This is a genomic window from Moorena sp. SIO3A2 (assembly GCF_010672265.1).
Classification (GTDB): domain Bacteria; phylum Cyanobacteriota; class Cyanobacteriia; order Cyanobacteriales; family Coleofasciculaceae; genus Moorena; species Moorena producens.
Genome location: NZ_JAAHHC010000004.1, coordinates 91,695 through 108,638 on the forward strand (window position 1 = coordinate 91,695; position 16,944 = coordinate 108,638).

Annotated in this window: 12 protein-coding genes, 1 tRNA gene and 2 pseudogenes; 9 read left to right on the plus strand and 6 right to left on the minus strand. The window is 44.2% G+C overall.

Annotated elements, in window-relative coordinates; all coding sequences use genetic code 11:
- Window positions 1-183 (plus strand): hypothetical protein, encoded by a 183-nt coding sequence (locus F6K64_RS05650; RefSeq protein WP_287248980.1) that lies wholly within the window; start codon window positions 1-3, stop codon window positions 181-183.
- 241 nt (window positions 184-424) lie between these two features.
- Here the strand turns inward: F6K64_RS05650 and F6K64_RS05655 are convergent.
- A tRNA-Ser gene (locus F6K64_RS05655) sits at window positions 425-509 on the minus strand.
- Between the two features lie 56 nt (window positions 510-565).
- A complete protein-coding gene (locus F6K64_RS05660; protein ID WP_008191118.1) occupies window positions 566-1,483 on the minus strand; it encodes a TIGR04168 family protein in 918 nt (305 codons plus the stop codon).
- A gap of 495 nt (window positions 1,484-1,978) precedes the next feature.
- On the opposite strand from F6K64_RS05660, the gene F6K64_RS05665 reads away from it, so the two are divergent.
- Complete coding sequence (locus F6K64_RS05665) at window positions 1,979-3,862, plus strand: protein kinase domain-containing protein (RefSeq protein WP_008191116.1); 1,884 nt, start codon at window positions 1,979-1,981, stop codon at window positions 3,860-3,862.
- Window positions 3,863-3,967: 105 nt separating this feature from the next.
- Here F6K64_RS05665 and F6K64_RS38080 read toward each other — a convergent pair whose 3' ends face one another.
- Together F6K64_RS38080 and trxA are read right to left on the minus strand one after the other, a co-directional pair.
- On the minus strand, window positions 3,968-4,294 hold the full coding sequence (locus F6K64_RS38080) for a hypothetical protein (protein ID WP_063747961.1): 327 nt from the start codon (window positions 4,292-4,294) through the stop codon (window positions 3,968-3,970).
- Window positions 4,295-4,389: 95 nt separating this feature from the next.
- Window positions 4,390-4,716, minus strand: coding sequence for a thioredoxin (gene trxA, locus F6K64_RS05675; protein ID WP_008191112.1), 327 nt, complete (start codon window positions 4,714-4,716; stop codon window positions 4,390-4,392).
- A 198-nt stretch (window positions 4,717-4,914) separates the two neighbouring features.
- On the opposite strand from trxA, the gene F6K64_RS05680 reads away from it, so the two are divergent.
- Together F6K64_RS05680 and F6K64_RS05685 are read left to right on the plus strand one after the other, a co-directional pair.
- Window positions 4,915-5,280 (plus strand): recombinase family protein, encoded by a 366-nt coding sequence (locus F6K64_RS05680; RefSeq protein ID WP_287265053.1) that lies wholly within the window; start codon window positions 4,915-4,917, stop codon window positions 5,278-5,280.
- A gap of 426 nt (window positions 5,281-5,706) precedes the next feature.
- Window positions 5,707-6,732 (plus strand): annotated as a pseudogene (locus F6K64_RS05685) (CBS domain-containing protein); the annotation flags it as partial.
- A 702-nt stretch (window positions 6,733-7,434) separates the two neighbouring features.
- Here F6K64_RS05685 and F6K64_RS05690 read toward each other — a convergent pair.
- Together F6K64_RS05690 and F6K64_RS05695 are read right to left on the minus strand one after the other, a co-directional pair.
- Window positions 7,435-7,899 carry a nitrate reductase associated protein gene (locus tag F6K64_RS05690; RefSeq protein ID WP_287248990.1) on the minus strand — a complete coding sequence of 155 codons (465 nt, stop codon included), beginning with the start codon at window positions 7,897-7,899 and terminating at the stop codon, window positions 7,435-7,437.
- A gap of 20 nt (window positions 7,900-7,919) precedes the next feature.
- Window positions 7,920-8,387 carry a phosphate-starvation-inducible PsiE family protein gene (locus tag F6K64_RS05695; RefSeq protein WP_008191106.1) on the minus strand — a complete coding sequence of 156 codons (468 nt, stop codon included), beginning with the start codon at window positions 8,385-8,387 and terminating at the stop codon, window positions 7,920-7,922.
- Window positions 8,388-9,797: 1,410 nt separating this feature from the next.
- On the opposite strand from F6K64_RS05695, the gene F6K64_RS05700 reads away from it, so the two are divergent.
- From F6K64_RS05700 to F6K64_RS05720, 5 genes and pseudogenes are all read left to right on the plus strand, one after another.
- Window positions 9,798-10,250 carry a hypothetical protein gene (locus tag F6K64_RS05700; protein ID WP_008191104.1) on the plus strand — a complete coding sequence of 151 codons (453 nt, stop codon included), beginning with the start codon at window positions 9,798-9,800 and terminating at the stop codon, window positions 10,248-10,250.
- Window positions 10,251-10,617: 367 nt separating this feature from the next.
- A pseudogene (locus F6K64_RS38735) lies at window positions 10,618-10,770 on the plus strand (HetP family heterocyst commitment protein); the annotation flags it as partial.
- Between the two features lie 139 nt (window positions 10,771-10,909).
- Complete coding sequence (locus F6K64_RS05710) at window positions 10,910-11,086, plus strand: hypothetical protein (RefSeq protein WP_008191101.1); 177 nt, start codon at window positions 10,910-10,912, stop codon at window positions 11,084-11,086.
- 181 nt (window positions 11,087-11,267) lie between these two features.
- Window positions 11,268-14,495: a peptide cleavage/export ABC transporter gene (locus F6K64_RS05715; RefSeq protein ID WP_008191099.1), complete on the plus strand. Its 3,228-nt coding sequence runs from the start codon at window positions 11,268-11,270 to the stop codon at window positions 14,493-14,495.
- An 804-nt stretch (window positions 14,496-15,299) separates the two neighbouring features.
- Window positions 15,300-16,901, plus strand: a complete 1,602-nt coding sequence (locus F6K64_RS05720) for a beta-barrel domain-containing protein (protein WP_008191094.1) — start codon at window positions 15,300-15,302, stop codon at window positions 16,899-16,901.
- Window positions 16,902-16,944 lie beyond the last annotated feature (43 nt).

Sequence of the window (16,944 nt, forward strand, 5' to 3'; positions counted from 1 at the left end):
ATGAATCGTAGAATCCTAGGGTGGGCAGTGCCTACCAACCCCCTTGGCAAGCTTCATTATCTGTCTGATGCACTGCCCACCCTACATCAACTTAAACCTACTTTCCCCATTGGCTACTGCATCAAGAATCCTAGGGTGGGCAGTGCCTACCAACCCCCTTGGCAAGCTTCATTATCTGTCTGATGCACTGCCCACCCTACATCAACTTAAACCTACCTTCCCCATTGGCTACTGCATCAAGAATCCTAGGGTGGGCAGTGCCTACCAACCCCCTTGGCAAGCTTCATTATCTGTCTGATGCACTGCCCACCCTACATCAACTTAAACCTACTTTCTGACTCGCCCTTTGCATCAAGAAAGAAAAAATTTGAGGGTTGACCCTCAACCCTCAAGTCTCAACTTTGAACAAATATAATCTATAAAACGGAGAGGGGGAGATTCGAACTCCCGGAGCCTTTCGGCTCGCTCGATTTCAAGTCGAGTGCAATCGACCACTCTGCCACCTCTCCTGGCAAATCTATATTAACAATCCGTGGGCTCGGATGGCGACCATCTATACAAAGTTTTATACCACCAACGCTTCAGAAGTCTCGTAAAGCAATTCTTTAGATACTACTGAGTAATCCTTACCCACCCAGACCAGGGAGACTTGATCCACTATACCGCCTTTGAGAGACACTATCGAAAAATTCCGCAATCGGTCTGTATCAGTTTCGATAATTCGAGGCACACTGGCTGCATTTAAGTATACAGTCCCTTCCGGACTAGTAACAATCATTGTTCGTAGTCGGTCTTTGGTGTGCTTTAGGATGTGGTGCATATGACCAAAGGTGACTAAGGGAATGTTTTTACCCAAGGAATAGGTTTTTGCGATCGCATCTTCCAAATCCGGGTCCCCATGATCACCACCAGCAGGATACCAGTCTTTCCCACAGGGAGCTTCTGCTTGATCACCTAGTCCCGTCGGACCATTATGACCGATCAAGATTACCGTTTCGTAAGCCGCACTACGCACTGCTGCTAAAATGCGCTCCACTGATTCAGAAAAGCTATTAATCCCATACTGTTCCCTGTAAAACTTCTTATTCCGCCAACTCTGCCCGCCCCAACTGTAAGGGCGAGCACCAACTACAGAGAGATTTAAATCTGGGAAGTCAAGGTAACCATAACCCACATGGGTTGACCCCAGTAGGTTCAACTGTTGCTGTACCCTATCTTCTACTTCATGGTCATAAGGACACTTTTTCCTTCCCCATTCCGAGGCAGTATACCAAGCATCATGGTTTCCCATAATCACTGCCTTGGGTAGGTCAATAGCAGCAATCATCTGGACTATATCCACCGCCTCATTGCCGAAATCCCCGACAAATAAGACCAGATCCACACCCAACTGCTCAAGAGCTATAGCATCTTCCGCTTCCCACAGTTGATGAATGTCTCCAACAACAGAAATTTGGATTGATTGTTTTTGATGAATGGTCATACTTGTCTTACTATCGCCCCTTTTCCAGCATAAAGGCAAAAGGGCCAACAGTAAGTAATATGAAATCCAAAAAAGAATACTACATATCACCCTATTATCCCATTATCCCATTATTCCATTATTCCATCACCCCTTTGCACAGAGCTTGTTTATGAGCATCCGGATCGAGCAGCTGATGGCTGAAGAATAGATTAAGTGTAACTTTCCTTGAGGAGTGTCTAACGGTACTGAGGTATTCGTGATGGCTGATCTGAAACTATTGGCAAATTCTACCGTCTCTACTCTCTGTCCCCCCTTAGGGCTGTTTAATCTGCTCAATAGTATCTAGTCTAATGGGCAGATAGGGGAAATAGCTCAGATCACGGAGATCAGAAATACTTTATTCTTCCATTGTTCCATTCTTCGCCACCTTCGGCCTATTCCTCTCCTTGCTGTGAAGCACCATGAATAACACTTTCACAGGAAACATCAACGTAAGCGGTTAGTAAGAAGCGTATGTCTAGACTAGCGTTTAGCCCAGGGGCAGGACCAGAACAGTTAATCAATGGACGTTATCAAGTTATTGACATCCTTAACCGTGTGAGCTGGGGTCAAACTTATATTGCGGTAGACACTTACCGACCGGGAAATCCCCAATGTATTGTTAGACAATTCCGTCCTGTTAGTGATGACCCTGACTGCTGGCAAGCTGCAAAAGATATATTTCGTCGTGAAACTAAAATTTTGGAGATTATCTGTCAGCATGACCAAGTTGCCCAAATTTTAGATTGCCTAGAAATTGACCATAGCTTCTACATAGTTCAAGATTTCATCCCTGGACGACCCCTGAGTGAGGAACTCAATCAACCTTGGAGTGAAAGCAGATTGATTACTCTGCTACAAGAGGTTTTAGAAATTTTGGCATTTGTCCATCGCCAAGGGGTGATTCATGGTGATATCAAGCCAGACAATCTGATCCGACGATCAGACGATAGCAAGTTAGTTTTAACTGACTTTAGCGGTATTAAGCAGGTGCGGACACCATTAGTTGGTGTTCAATTTAGTGCCATAGCGGCTTTGGGCGCATTCGGGTATATACCAACAGAGCAGGTTCTGGGTAAACCTCGTCCCTGTAGTGACCTATATGCTGTAGGGATGATTGGCATTGAGGCACTCACAGGACTCAAACCCATACAGCTAGAAGAAGACCCATTAACCGGAGAAGCCCTTTGGCAGGACTACGCCACAGTCACTAAAGATTTCGCTGCCATTATTCAGCAGATGGTGCGCTATTACTTCAAAGACCGTTACCAGTCTGCTGATCAGGTTTTGGAGGCACTCCATTCCTTAACTAGTTCTAAACCATCTATAAACTTACCAATGTCCCCAGCACCACCAACATCCCCAAACCCCTACAAAGAAAAAACTGACGATACTCTGCTTGAGCCAATTGAACCAGAGACTCTTCAAACCGAGGAAACAGAGGAAACAGAGGAAACAGAGGAAACAGAGGAAACTTATTTTCCCTCTGTGCCTACTATTCCTAAAAGAAGGGCTAGTGGACTTAATCTCACCGCAATCGGAGTTTCCACATATCTAGCCTTATTAGTCGTAGCTGGAGGCTACTTTTTACTCAAGACTCCCAACCAGGCAGAAACTAAGCTAGCACAGGCTGAGCAAAAGTACCAGGAAGGAGATTTAGAAGCAGCACTGAACCTGGTAAAATCGATTCCGGAAGATAGTGAAGACTATCAGGATGCTCAAAATGCGATCGCTCAGTGGCAAAAGGATTGGAAAGATGCCAAAGCCCTATTCCCCCTCATCAAAACCGCCTTTGACCAACAGAAGTGGCTAGAGGTAGTTGAGCAGGCTAGTCAGATTCCTAATATTGTCTTCTGGCAACAGCAAATAGAACCTATGGTCAGCCAAGCTCAAGCCAATCTTGAGAAGGAAGCTTACCAGTTACTAGAGCAAGCTTACAACCAGGCTATCGAGAGAGACTTTACTGGTGCACTCAACACATTTAAACAAATCCCAAAGGGAACAAAAGCCTACGCTACAATTCAAGAAAAAGTTCCTGAGTACACTCAAAAGCGAAACATCAAAGCGAACTTTCTTCTTCAGCAGGCTTACAATCGAGCCGCTCAGCAAGACTTTACCGGTGCATTGGTATATTTGAAAAAAATTCCTAAACATACCGATGCCTATGCTAAGGCTCAGTCAAAAATTGTTGACTATACCGCTAAGCAAGAAATTAGGGCTAACTATCTATTAAAGATGGCTGATAATCAAGCTGTTTTGAACAACTACACTAAGGCTTTGGATTATTTGAGACAAATTCCTGAAGGTACCTCCGCCTATGCCAGAGCTCAAGCCAAAATTCAGCAATATACTCGATAAGCTGTTGTGCCTTTCAACTGTCTATTATTGAAATCAAATAAAGAAGATATATCCCAGTGTCCTTTTGCCTTAAGCTATCAGCTAATAGCTGATAGCTTACCTGTTTTACCCTACAGTAGTTAATTGATATTTTCTACTAGCCACTAACCTGTTGCGGCGATTCATTCCTACTTCTATCATAGCAGGCCTTTCTCTGTTCACTACTTCGGTAAATTTGCCGGAATTAGCCATAACTTGTCTACCTGGTGCGTAAGCTTCAATCACATTACCGCTCACAGCACACATCACCATTAAATAGTCACAAACTGGGCATTCAGTTTTGGTGACCTGATCTCCAGCACAAGCATAATGTGATGCTTGAGAACCGATTAAGTAGTGACGTTGAGCCATATTCCCACAGTTTGGACATCGCACTGATTGAGTTGTCTCCATTGCCGATTCTCCTCATTTACATGTCATTGCTTGAAGGAAATAAGTCAGAATTTAACTCATAATTCAGAAAGTTTTTTAAATTTTTCTGTTTTTAATTAACCCTGAAGTTGCTTTTCAAGGGCGGCAGTAAATTTTTCATAGGGAACAACTCCTACAATATTTTCTACCACCTCACCGCCCTTAAAAATCAGCACAGCAGGAATACTGCGTATCCTGTATTTTTTGGCAGTAGCTTTGTCGGCATCAATATCGATTTTTACGACCTGAACGCGATCTTTGTAGTCTTCAGCAAGTTGTTCCATGAAAGGACTAATCTTACGACATGGACCACACCAAGGGGCTGTAAAATCCACGACTACTGGCCCTTCATAGGTTAAAATTGAATCAAATTCACTGTCTTTGATGTAAGGCACTGTACTCATGATATACTCCTTAAATTTTTGAAAACTACCACAAACTTATAGTCAAGGATCAACGGTCAATGATCAACATAGTTACCACTTTTATCTTCCCTTAAAAAGAGGGGCGGTTAATCGGTTTGAATAGCTGTAATAACCAGGATGGCTAAGGCTATAGTTTGGTTTACCATAGTTGTATGAAGTTGCTTGATGCATTAAGTTATGGCTGCTGAGGAATTAGAAAGGGATAGCCTGATCGAAAGGCTAAACCAAGGTAGACAAGCGAAGGCAACTATGGGTGGCTATGCAGGTTATGGTTCACCGGCCTTCGGTCAACGGGCCCTAAATGGTGAGTTGGTGGATGATCCCCAAGAACAGCATGTAATTGAGTTAATTCGCCGTCACCATAAATCGGGTAAGTCATTACAACAAATCGCTAACTGGCTCAATCAGCATGGCTATACAACCAAGCGTGGTCAGCAGTGGAAACGGATCTCGGTTAAGCGGGTTTTAGACCGGCTATACGGTAGAACCCCTAGGGTGTCTAGTTTGCCTCAAAACCCCAGTCAAGGAAACTTAAAAGAGTAAGCTCCAAGCTGGTAAAGTAGTTAGAACACCTTCAACACAAAGTTAGATAAGCCAGAGAACCTGATCGGACAATTCCATCGGACAATTCCATCGGACAATTCCATCGGACAATCCCATCGGACAATTGCCAAGCTAGGTCAGCAATGCCTAATTATTTGCCCCTAAGCCCACATGGTTAAAGTCCCAGGTAACCTGGCAACCTCTGAAAGCCAAAAGCTATGTCATATAAGGGTTAAAGATGATTTTGCTGTAACATCTATTTATTATAGACCTTTATACAAGTTATGTGCATATTATTTCTATATTTGCGGGATTTTTCCGTAACATCCCTCTAAAAAAACCCAGGCTCAGTAAATACACCAGCGCCATAGTTTTAAGCGGTTGGCGGCGGTCGTAGGTCATGGAAGTTCACCCATCAAATTAACTATGCAACTTAACGATCGACTTATCTGCGCCCCAACCCTAGAAGAAGCAATTGACCATCAGCCTTTGATCGTTGCTCCTGACACCCTTCTAATCGACATAATTGCTTTGATGAGTCAGGAGCGAGGCAAAAGTTGTTCATTGCCCAATTTCCACTCACCATCAGACCAGCTCAGCATTCGTGAGCCACGGTCTAGCTGCGTTTTGGTAATGGACTCAGACCAGTTGCTGGGAATCTTTACTGAGCGCGATATTGTCCGGCTGACGGCTAATGGCATTAACTTTCAAGAGGTAACAGTAGCTGAGGTCATGGCACAGCCGGTGATTACGTTTCCTCAAACTGCTTGTCGGGATATCTTTGCCGCCTTATTTATATTTCGTCGGTTTCGGATTCGCCACTTACCAATTGTGGATGATCATGGTCAGCTAGTGGGTGTTGTCTCACCAGAGCGAATTCGCCAGGTATTGCGACCAGCCAATCTGCTCAAGTTACGGCGGGTATCAGAAGTGATGACCCCCCAGGTGGTTAATGCCCTTCCAACTGTCTCAGTATTGAGTTTAGCCCGACTCATGAATAAGCACCGAGTTAGTTGTGTGGTCATTACCTCCGACCATGGAGAGGATAACTGTATGCCAGTGGGGATTGTCACAGAGCGGGATATTGTCCAATTTCAGTCTCTGAAGCTGAATTTGTCTAAAGTCCAGGCTCAGGATGTGATGAGTACACCTCTATTTCTGCTGAGTCCTGAGGATTCTCTATGGACAGCTCATCAGGAAATGCAAAAGCGTCGTGTGCGGCGATTGGTGGTGTCTTGGAATTGGGGTAAAGAAATTGGTATTGTCACCCAAACAACCCTGCTGCGAGTGTTTGACCCAATGGAAATGTATGGGATTGTGGAGACATTGCAGCAAACCGTTGAGCAATTAGACCCAGCCAAAGAATCCGTGAACAAATCCCACAAAGCCATTCCCCCTGGTGAAGAATCTGGGGAGGTGGCAGAAAATGCGATCGCTTTATCAGGAGATAGGTTTAATCATAAATCAGAGCCACCCAACACAGACCAAAACACAGACCAAAACAGAGAACTAACAGTGATTTTGTCACAACCCATAGAGGGTCAAGCATTAAATACTTCCCAACAGTGTGAGGCTTTCAAATACCCCAAAAGTAAATTGGGTACCACTCAAGATTATCAACTGTGTATCCTGCTCAACACTATTCAAGCTATTCTAGAAAACCTAGCTGACCACTCTACCCTATCATCAGAATTACGTCAAAGCCAGCTTAAGTCAGCCTTAGATAATGTTGATCAAATGCGAGAGCTAATACAGAAAGCCCAAAACCAGTCTTGTCGGGATCAGGTCGTGGTAGATCAGGTAGGTACTTCTAGCAGTTAAGGTAATCCAGATTTAATGGGCATATTTGAAGGGGTCTCTTGGGGTGCATCTCACTTTTGTAAATGTTCGTAGGGTGCCTTAGGGACGGGGTACCCCTTATGTTCTTGGTAGCCAGTGTTAGGAGAATCCGTCCCGGATGCTGTTGGTGAAATATTTCTTAACAAACCAAGAAGCCCCCTCAGCCCTCACCCCCAGCCCCTCTCCCAACCTTGGGAGAGGGGAGCAGATTACGGCAGAATAAGGGTTTCACGAATTCGCCAGCAGCATCCGTCCCGTAACGCACCACCTGCTCAAACGGCAAAAATGAGATGCACCCGTCTCTTGTAGGGTAGGTTAACGGTCAACAATAACTAATTGGAATTCCTTGAGTGCTGGTAAAAAGTTTTTGTTTTCATGACTAGGGCGCGTCAGTTTAATCAGGGCAAAACGTTGGATAGGAGTTAGTGCTGCCCACTGTTGAGGAGTTACTACGACTCCAAATTCCATAGCTTTTTCCGCCACGGTAGATGGAATTACCTGAGAATTCATCCAGGGAGCTTGGGGATCAACAGGTAAATTAGAAGCCGGTTTTCCTGTATAGTTTATAACTAGGTGTTGAACATAGTCTCCATACTTTTGGATTGACTCGGTCGTAGTGCAGGGTATCTCTACCAGTTGCTGACGCTCCTGTTGATTAAACTGATGCCAGTGGCTCAGTTTAAGTTTGATGCCGCAAGTGTCTAATTTCATCCGCACTTGTATAGGAATGCACCGTAAAGAATCCACAAAATCCGTTTCAAATTGGAAAAAATTAGTCATAGTCTTCTCAATCTTATTCATTAATGAAGTTTTCTTGTGCTAGTACTGCGGATAATCCAGTAACTAATTGATAGAGATATAATGGCAATTGCTAATCCAATTACCTGGCTTCCAGAAGTTTTTTCCAGGTCAAGAATAATGATTTTACGGGCAACGGCAATTAAAGACGTAACAACAACTAACTCAAGTTGAATAACATGTTTTCGCAGATAAGCGGTTATATTCTCTAAAATTTCTAGTGCAATGAGAATATTTAGAAACAGTCCAAATATTTTGAAAAGTGTTTTGCTCAAAACTATTGCTTCTGGATTGGTTATTTCTTTAACTAGTGAGATAACTAGGCTTCTAAGTGCAACCAATATTACCACCACCATCACCAAAGAGAGAACTTTGGAAACAAAACCCTCGAACAGATTTAGCCCGTATAAAAAATTCTCATCTTTGCCTGCATTTCTAAGTTTTTGGAAGAGTTGTCTTAACCGCCTCATAGGAATAGGTTAGTAAAAATACAGATGATGGTTGATTTTAACACTTCGACGGGGTATAAACGGAACAGATGAGTCAATGTTGTGGTTGCCTTTCCCTGATGCCACCCCCAGGGTAAGCGCCAGAAAAAATTGCCCATAATGTGCATTGGCTGGATATCGGTTGATCGTGGCTCGAAACCCCTATAATCTCGTAGAACTTGATTCTCAATAGAGTTTAATAGTTGATAATGAACCCAGTTTTTTCTCAATAAGCTACAGCTTATTGATTCTTGCGCTTACCCTGATGCCACCCCCCTTGTTCAACTATCACAATCTCTATGACGTCATAAAGCCAAGACGATCGGCAAGAGGGAGGGCGTTGCTGATTCATGCAATGATTGAAGGTAATTGGGAATTGGGAATTGGGAATTGGTCACTGACCCGACTACACTTGACGGAGTTCCTTAGTTCAGTAACCCTAGAGGGAGAATAGACCCGAAGAGGGGACAGAGGGGGCAGATTGACCATGATATTTGTCACAAAAATTTACATTGGGGGTGGAGCAAGATTTAGTAAACATATAGTAAAGATTTGATTAAAGTTATCTTTAAGTTGAGCAGGGTGACATATAGGTCCTAGATTTCCTTCTCAGCTTACTCAAGATTACGTGAAGATTGTGTGAAATTTGCGTAAATTTGGTAATTTTGTGAAGAAAATATGAACAAAATGTGAATGTAGAAAAGAAATGTGAGTTTTCGCTTGACAATTACCCCTTGAATTTACTAGATTTCCTTTTGTAGATGAACAAAGTTTCAGGTTCAAGATCATCGGCGTGAAATATAACTTCATCAACCTGACAGCCAAACCAATCCAATTTTGGATTTGTCTTTTTTGAAAGAATCAAAGAGGGTAACTATGCTCAAGAAGCTTGATTTTATTGTTTCAGCTCACTCGGCCAGCTTTTTGAATAGAACTTGTAACTACTTCAGGTTAGACGCCATCGCCGTTATGGAGCTAAGGCTGAGTAGATATACTCAAATCGTTCAGCTCAGCAGTTAGCCACACAGAAACTCTAGATAAAAACTCTATAATATTGGTAAATTCAGGTGCTCATCTGTTTCGGTGTCTAGGTGTTTGGGGATTTACTCCAGACAACATAAAATTTTTCTGTCTAAAGACAGAGGAATTTAAAGAGGGTTTGTATTTTTTGTTGTTGTAACTGGCCTGAAATAGGATCAATATTTCACGCTCATCTGCGCTTACTCTATGTAGGCAAGCCTCTGGTATTGTGAAAAATTAGGTGTAACATTAGGTGTCACAACAGCATCAACTTTGAAAAAATCATCCGACAGACTCATGAACATACCATTAGGAAAGCGGAAGCCATCGCCGCGTTCTCTAATCCAGCTTTTTACTAAGAGGTTTTCAGGGGTGCTTAGCAAATTGAACCTAAAAGCAGTAGGTTTAAATCCCACTGACGACCCTAGCCATAGCTGGCAGTGCTGTGGGTTAACTATCTCGAACCGATTGCTGAGGGTTCTTACATCTGACACCTCCGACACTGGTGTTGGCACTGAAGGCATTGAACACGATAGCAGCTTCCGGAATGATGTGCTATCGTCAAACGTATCAGTCTCGGTGGGAGCAAAAAAGGGGGCAATCAGCTTACTGCAAGGGATGTTCAATCTCCTGAAAGTATTTTGTGACATAACTGCAATCACTGAGCTGCCCACATTACAAGGGACTCATATGGGGCTGATTGGGAAAACTCAACCCCACTGGCAAGTATTTAGATTGGTAATCGATCTCAAACTCAAGTCGGTTCTACTCCAGCAGTTGTTAAATCGATTGTGGCCAATGATCATGGTGGAATATGTTGAGTGAGTGAGCCTCAACATATTCCACCGATTAATCCTTGGGTTGAGAGTTTGTTATTGTCCCCCACGCTAGTTTGTAGTAGCTTAAGTGTTTATACAAAGCGTGTTTATACAAAGTTTAGACAAACAACTATGAGCTAAAAGCCCATAGTCAGCTACGTGGTTCAATTGCAATAATCCAAAACCTGTTCCAAGGCTTAATTATTACCCCGGTGAACTGGCAACTTCCCTTTGCCAGTTGGGTATAGACCATTACATGATGTCGTTAATTCTGGGTGACTACCATGGCCAAAAAATTACTCTCAATAACTAGTAGACCATCAACTAGTAGAACATCTCAACCAACGTCAACCTCTACGAGCTCTGAACAAGTCATGAATAATGAGCAGCTTAACCAGGTCGTAGAAGCTATCATCGCGGGCAAGTATTCTTGGGCTTGTGTGTTAGTTCTGCGTTTTTCTGGTTACAACCCCCTCCATTACATCCCTTACCGAACCTACAATCGCTTAATCAAAGAAAATAGTCAATCTGGTAAGCATCCAGTTGGCAAAACCCCTGTCTCACAATCACAGGTTGTTAGTAAGGTCTAGTCAGGGTTAGGGAAAGTTGGGAGATTCATCAAGTCTGAAGTTAACCACCTGCCTAGGTCAGTTTGATTGATTATTGATGCAGAGCCTAGTTTTCAACGTCTTCCCGTTTAATCTGTTGAACTGCACTCGCATCAACCGCACTATCTGCTTAGATCTAGCTGACATCTATTGGCTTGATGAGCTGGCTGATGACTTGACCTCCTATCTCCCTTTCCCCAACCCTTATGGGTTTACTTTACACCAGATGCTCTAGGGGGAATTTAAAGTTTCGATGAAGTTTACTTAAAGTATTTGTGAATTTTTTGTGAATTATTGGTAACTAGCCGGTTAATGACTTGACAAAAACTAAGTTATTAGATAAATAAATGTAGTTCATTATAAATGGTTAATTGTAAATGGTTAATTGTTAAAAATCAATTTTCAATGTTTAACATATGAAGAATATAATCAGGGATTCAGCAGAGCCTAGTAAACCACCGTCTTCTATCAACCCAGACCCTGCTAGCAATTTATCAGTGGTGCTTCAAAGCTTGACCCTAGACTCAGTCGATCCAAAGCTCAACTACGAATTTAGTCAATCATTTGACCTTGATCACTTCCAGCTAGGGGATAAAATCCTTGCCTATACTAAACCAGAGCTATCCCAAGATTCTGTTGAGATTGAACAAGATCACCAATATCTTTACCTAGTTTGTCAGGGTCGGGTACGACTACTAGGCTTTGATGCTGAAAAACAGCGGGAGGTTTCCATACAGGTACTCGAAGAAGGGGAAACTTTTGGTGCCTATGATCTCTTAGGTAGTCTATCCTATCCTTACAGAGCGATCGCAGCGAGTTCAGGACAAGTTGCTCGTATTTCCCTAAATCAACTCTTGCCTTGGTTGGAACGGTTGCCAAAGTGGTCGGAAATCCTGGGGAAACAAGCCCAGCACCGGCAATGCCTAATTTTCTTCAAGACTTTGACCAATTTGCGATCGCTTAACGGTGTTACCATAAATCAACTGTTGCCCTACATCGTAGAAACACGCATTGAGGCTGGGGAGTCTCTGGTGTCCTCTTCCCAAGCTGGTCATTGCTGGCTACGTAGTGGTCAAATGGGAACGCCAGAAGGAACAGAGGCAAATTCCTCTGCTCCATTTCCTAGCATCGGAGAAAGTTGGGGATATCCGATGCCAGTACCCACAGATTGGATTGCCCAAACTGATGTATTGCTTTACCAGCTGCCTCAAGAGCATTGGCAAGCGGCTTGCGCGATCGCACCAGTTTTGGCTAACTCCACCGAGTCACCGGATCAGGAGAACAGGCAAAGTGCTAAAAATGGTGACGGTAAATCTCCATCGGATCAAGGCGTAGTTAACAAGACCCATACTCCGTCACCACATGCAAACCAGACTAGAGCACGACCGACTCGGCGAGTTTTAGAAACTCCTAAGCAACAAACGCCCCTTGAACCCAGTCAGTCAGAAAGCTTTGATTTTCCCAAACCAGCAAAGCCGGGTGGGAGATTCCTAAGGTTTTGGCAGCGCTATCCTTTTATTGAGCAGCAAGCTTCTTCTGATTGTGGTGCTGCCTGCTTAGCCATGATTGGGCAGTATTGGGGCAAACGCTTTGCTCTCAACTCCCTGCGGGAACTGGCGGGAGTGGGTCGTTCTGGTTCATCCCTCAAAGGTTTAGCTAAAGCAGCGGAAAGTTTAGGGTTTCAAGCTAGTCCAGTCAGGGCTTCTTTAGGTCGCTTAGCGGATCGGAGTAATCCTTGGATTGCTCACTGGCAAGGAGATCACTATATTGTTGTCTACCAGGTAAAGGGTAATAAGGTACTCGTTGCCGATCCAGCAGTGGGGAAGCGATCGCTTGCTCGCAAAGACTTTCTCCAAAGTTGGACTGGGTATGCCATGCTATTGGATCCAACTCCCCAACTAGCAATTACTCCCAGCGACAAACGTTCTTTAGGGCCGTTTTGGGGATTGCTATGGCCCCATCGCTCAGTCCTGCTGCAAATTATCTTGGCTACCCTCATCCTTCAGGTTTTTGGTCTGATTACTCCCTTATTTACCCAGATCATTCTTGACCGGGTGATTATTAACAGAAGCCTTGTCACTCTCAATGTCTTCTCCATTGGTCTAATCATCTTTGGCCTTTGGACGATTGGGGTTAGTCTCACCAGACGCTACTTGCTGGACTACTTTTCCAATCGGCTTAGTCTCACCTTCGTCAGTGGCTTCATTAACCATACCCTGACCTTACCCCTGAAGTTTTTTGAATCCCGCCAGGTGGGGGATATCCTGACCCGAATTCAGGAAACTGGAAAAATTCAGGGTTTTATAACTCAGCAAGCGATTGCGACTTGGCTAGATGTGGTGATGGTGTTTGTCTATATTGGACTAATGCTCTACTACAATTGGCGCTTAACCTTGCTGGTGCTGGCAACGATTTTCCCCATCGCCATCTTGACTGTGATTGCCAGTCCCTTTCTACGCCAGGTGTCCAGGGAAATCTTTAAAGAAGCAGCCCAACAAAATTCTATGTTAGTGGAAATGATGTCAGGGGTTGCTACTGTGAAAACGGCGGCTTCGGAACAAGAAGTGCGCTGGCGCTGGGAAGATCGCCTCACCAATCAGTTGAATGTACAATTTAAAGGTAGAAACCTGGCTAACGGGTTAGGGTCAATTAGTTCTCTAATTAATACTCTCAGCAGCACCGCTTTGCTTTGGTTTGGCGCTAGCTTAGTAATTAATGAGCAGCTTACTATCGGTCAGTATGTCGCGTTTAATATGCTCATTGGCCGAGTCACTGGTCCGATTTTGGCTCTAGTGAATCTTTGGGATGAGTTTCAAGAAATCTTGGTGTCTGTAGAACGGCTTAATGATGTCTTATCTGCTAAGCCAGAGGAGAATCCTCAAGAACCAATGTTGGTTCTACCTGAGATTAAGGGTGATGTAATATTGGAAGATGTTACCTTCCGATACTCCGAGGATGAGGATCGCAATATCCTACAGAATATTTCCCTACAGATTAGGGCTGGAGAAACCATTGCTCTAGTGGGGCGCAGTGGCTCTGGCAAGAGTACCTTGGTGAAGCTACTGCAAGGTCTCTATCATCCGACTAATGGTCGTATTTTGATAGATGGACACGATATCCGCCATATTTCCCCCCAATCTTTGCGTTCTCAAATGGGTGTGGTACCCCAAGAATGTTTCTTGTTCTCGGGGACAATTGTCGAAAATATCACTCTCTACCGACCGGATTTCAGCCTGGATGAAGCCGTAGAGGTAGCCAAACTAGCAGAAGCTCATGCTTTTATTCAAGGTATGACTTTGGGATATAATACAAAAGTAGGAGAGCGAGGCTCTACCCTTTCTGGTGGACAGCGACAAAGGATTGCCATAGCCCGAGCCCTATTGGGCAACCCCAAGATTCTGATTCTGGATGAAGCGACTAGCTCCCTAGATACAGAATCCGAGCGCCGCTTTCAACAAAACTTAGCTCGCATTAGTCGCGATCGCACTACCTTCATCATCGCCCACCGCCTCTCTACAGTGCGCAATGCTGACTGCATCCTTGTCCTAGACCGAGGTGTTCTGGTCGAGAAAGGCAACCATCAGGAACTCATGGATCGTCAAGGTCTTTACTATCATCTAGCACAGCAGCAGCTAGATCTTTAATAGATCGTTAACAAGTGCTCATTAGTCATTAGTTATTAGTTATTAGTTATTTAGTCATTAGTCATTTGTAAATCCCCATAGACCCTGGTTAGTCACAAAGGACTAATGACTAAGAAAATTTGAAGCTACCTATGACTATATCAAACTATGTAAAAATTTGCCAATTTGGCAACACAGTCATGTGAAAAGGACTAATGACTAATGACTAATAATTAATGAAATTTGAAGCTAGCTATCACTATGTCAAGCTTTGTAAAAAGCTGCCAAAAATCTGCCAATTTAGCAACATACTCAGATGAAATTGATCTTTTATCAGAAAAGTGGAAAAGCCCTGTGTGAATATAAGGGGATGAAAACGTGTTCAGATATGGCTCCACACCCATTTCGTAACCACCGTTTAGAATCCCCTGAGAATTCTCCATGACGCACACTCACCGGAGAGTTTAATTCCAATTCCTTTGTTTAATTCATTCCCATGCACCCCACTAAAGGTGAGACGCAGGTAACTTGGAGAGCCTAACCCTAGGGTCAGTCCTGCTCAAGTCCACACCTCACAGCGTGCTCAGGCAATAGGTTTGACCGACCGACGGCTACTTAAAGGGGAAGGGTTTAAGTTCTGATCTCGGGGTGCATTGAAGCTATCTGAAAAAGGGGCAAGTAGAGTCAGGTAATGCCAAAGATTTCGGCCTGCCCAACAATACCAAACTCACCCCGGGAAGCTAAGGGCAGCACGAGAATTGGTCGCTTTCTTTCCCAAAACATTGGTCATTTCCCTAAAATGTTAATTTAGCGTGATCTACCACCATGACACAAGCAAAACCAATCAACTCCCCACCTGAGGCGGCTACGAGTCGTCAGGGTAACGTCGTTTTAATGCCATCAGGTCGCCTGAGACCTGATTATGACCAAGAGCCAGGCTCACCCAGCACAGAGGTAGGAAGCAATACTGCCAATGCTCCTAGTACGTCCAAATGGTCAACCTCGATACAAACTACCCTCGACCAGCCTCCGGCGAACCTTCCCCGGCTCTTGATGTTGGGTGGATTAAGCTTCTGTACGATATTTGTGGCTTGGGCAACGTTTGGGCAGATTGATGAAGTCGGTAAAGCTCATGGAAGCTTAGTGCCAAAAGGCGACGTTTATAAAGTTGACCCGATTGAGCCAGGCAAGATTGCTAGTATTAAGGTCAAAGAAGGGCAAGCGGTTAAAGCTGGGGAAGTCTTGGTGGAACTGGATACAGAGCTTGCCACTCAGGAAGTAGAACGTTTAGAGAAAGTTCTTAATGCAGACCGGATTAGGTTAGTTCAGATGCAAGGACTGCTTGAAAGAACCCGTCTAGAAGTAGAAACTCGTGAGCAGATTACCCAAGCAGAAGTTCAAGCACAACAAGCTTCGATCGCACGAGCACAAGCTAGTGCATCGGCAATTAGACAACAAATCATTCAACATCAGTTAGCTAAAGCTGCTAATCGCGAACGATTACAACGGATGAAGCTGGTGCAGGCGACAGCCCAAGAACTGCTCCAGCAACGGCGGGCTAATGTAGTGGCTCTCAAGGAACGACTCGATAACCTTAAGCCTCTGTTGGCAGAAGGAGCAATCTCGAAAGAACAGGTATTTCAAGCAGAACAAAGCTTTCGTGCTAGCCAAAGTGCTGTTACCGAAAGCAAACTGCAAGAGGGTTTGAGTACTCGCGAACAGATCTTTCAAGCTCAGCAAAGTATACGCGATCGCGAAGCGGCGACTAGCCAAAGCCGAGGTGAGCTACAACAAACTTTAGCAGAAATTAAGCGACTAGAGGCAGAATTAGAGCATCGGCAAGCAACGGGACGCACCACTCGCCTGGAAGCACAGCAGAAAATTCAACAGTTGGAAGTGGAACTGACCCAAATCAAAGCTAGAATTTCTGAAAATGAAACCCTGGTTACTACTGCTAAAACCAGGCTCAAACAGAAGTTTCTCAAAGCGCCAGTGGATGGGATAATATCTTCCCTCAACATTGGTAATGCTGGTGAAGTCGTGCAACCGGGACGTAGCATCGCCGAAATCGCTCCTCAAGGTGCCCCCTTAGTGCTATCCGCAAGTTTGCCTACTCGCGAGGCAGGGTTTATTAACGAAGGAATGGCGGTGCAAGTGAAATTTGATGCCTATCCCTATCAGGATTACGGCATCATCAAAGGCACGGTGATTTCCATCTCTTCCGATGCTAAAGCCGATCAAGTAATGGGTTCAGTCTATAAGGTGAAAGTGTCCCTCGACCGTGACTATGTGATTGAAGAGGATGAAATCATCCGGTTTAAGGCTGGTCAAACCGCCAATGCTGACATCATCATCCGCCGCCGTCGGATTATCGATTTCTTATTGGATCCGATGCGACAACTGCAAAAAAGCGGCATCGATCTATAGTGCTCTGTTCTCAAATCACTTTCATCACTGACTGATCGTTTTC

Bases quoted from the DNA above. Each gene is read 5' to 3' on its own strand.
- F6K64_RS05650 (WP_287248980.1), top strand. From the start codon at position 1: ATGAATCGTAGAATCCTAGGGTGGGCAGTGCCTACCAACCCCCTTGGC.
- F6K64_RS05660 (WP_008191118.1), bottom strand. From the start codon at position 1,483: ATGACCATTCATCAAAAACAATCAATCCAAATTTCTGTTGTTGGAGAC.
- F6K64_RS05665 (WP_008191116.1), top strand. From the start codon at position 1,979: ATGTCTAGACTAGCGTTTAGCCCAGGGGCAGGACCAGAACAGTTAATC.
- F6K64_RS38080 (WP_063747961.1), bottom strand. From the start codon at position 4,294: ATGGAGACAACTCAATCAGTGCGATGTCCAAACTGTGGGAATATGGCT.
- trxA (WP_008191112.1), bottom strand. From the start codon at position 4,716: ATGAGTACAGTGCCTTACATCAAAGACAGTGAATTTGATTCAATTTTA.
- F6K64_RS05680 (WP_287265053.1), top strand. From the start codon at position 4,915: ATGGCTGCTGAGGAATTAGAAAGGGATAGCCTGATCGAAAGGCTAAAC.
- F6K64_RS05690 (WP_287248990.1), bottom strand. From the start codon at position 7,899: ATGACTAATTTTTTCCAATTTGAAACGGATTTTGTGGATTCTTTACGG.
- F6K64_RS05695 (WP_008191106.1), bottom strand. From the start codon at position 8,387: ATGAGGCGGTTAAGACAACTCTTCCAAAAACTTAGAAATGCAGGCAAA.
- F6K64_RS05710 (WP_008191101.1), top strand. From the start codon at position 10,910: ATGCAGAGCCTAGTTTTCAACGTCTTCCCGTTTAATCTGTTGAACTGC.
- F6K64_RS05715 (WP_008191099.1), top strand. From the start codon at position 11,268: ATGAAGAATATAATCAGGGATTCAGCAGAGCCTAGTAAACCACCGTCT.
- F6K64_RS05720 (WP_008191094.1), top strand. From the start codon at position 15,300: ATGACACAAGCAAAACCAATCAACTCCCCACCTGAGGCGGCTACGAGT.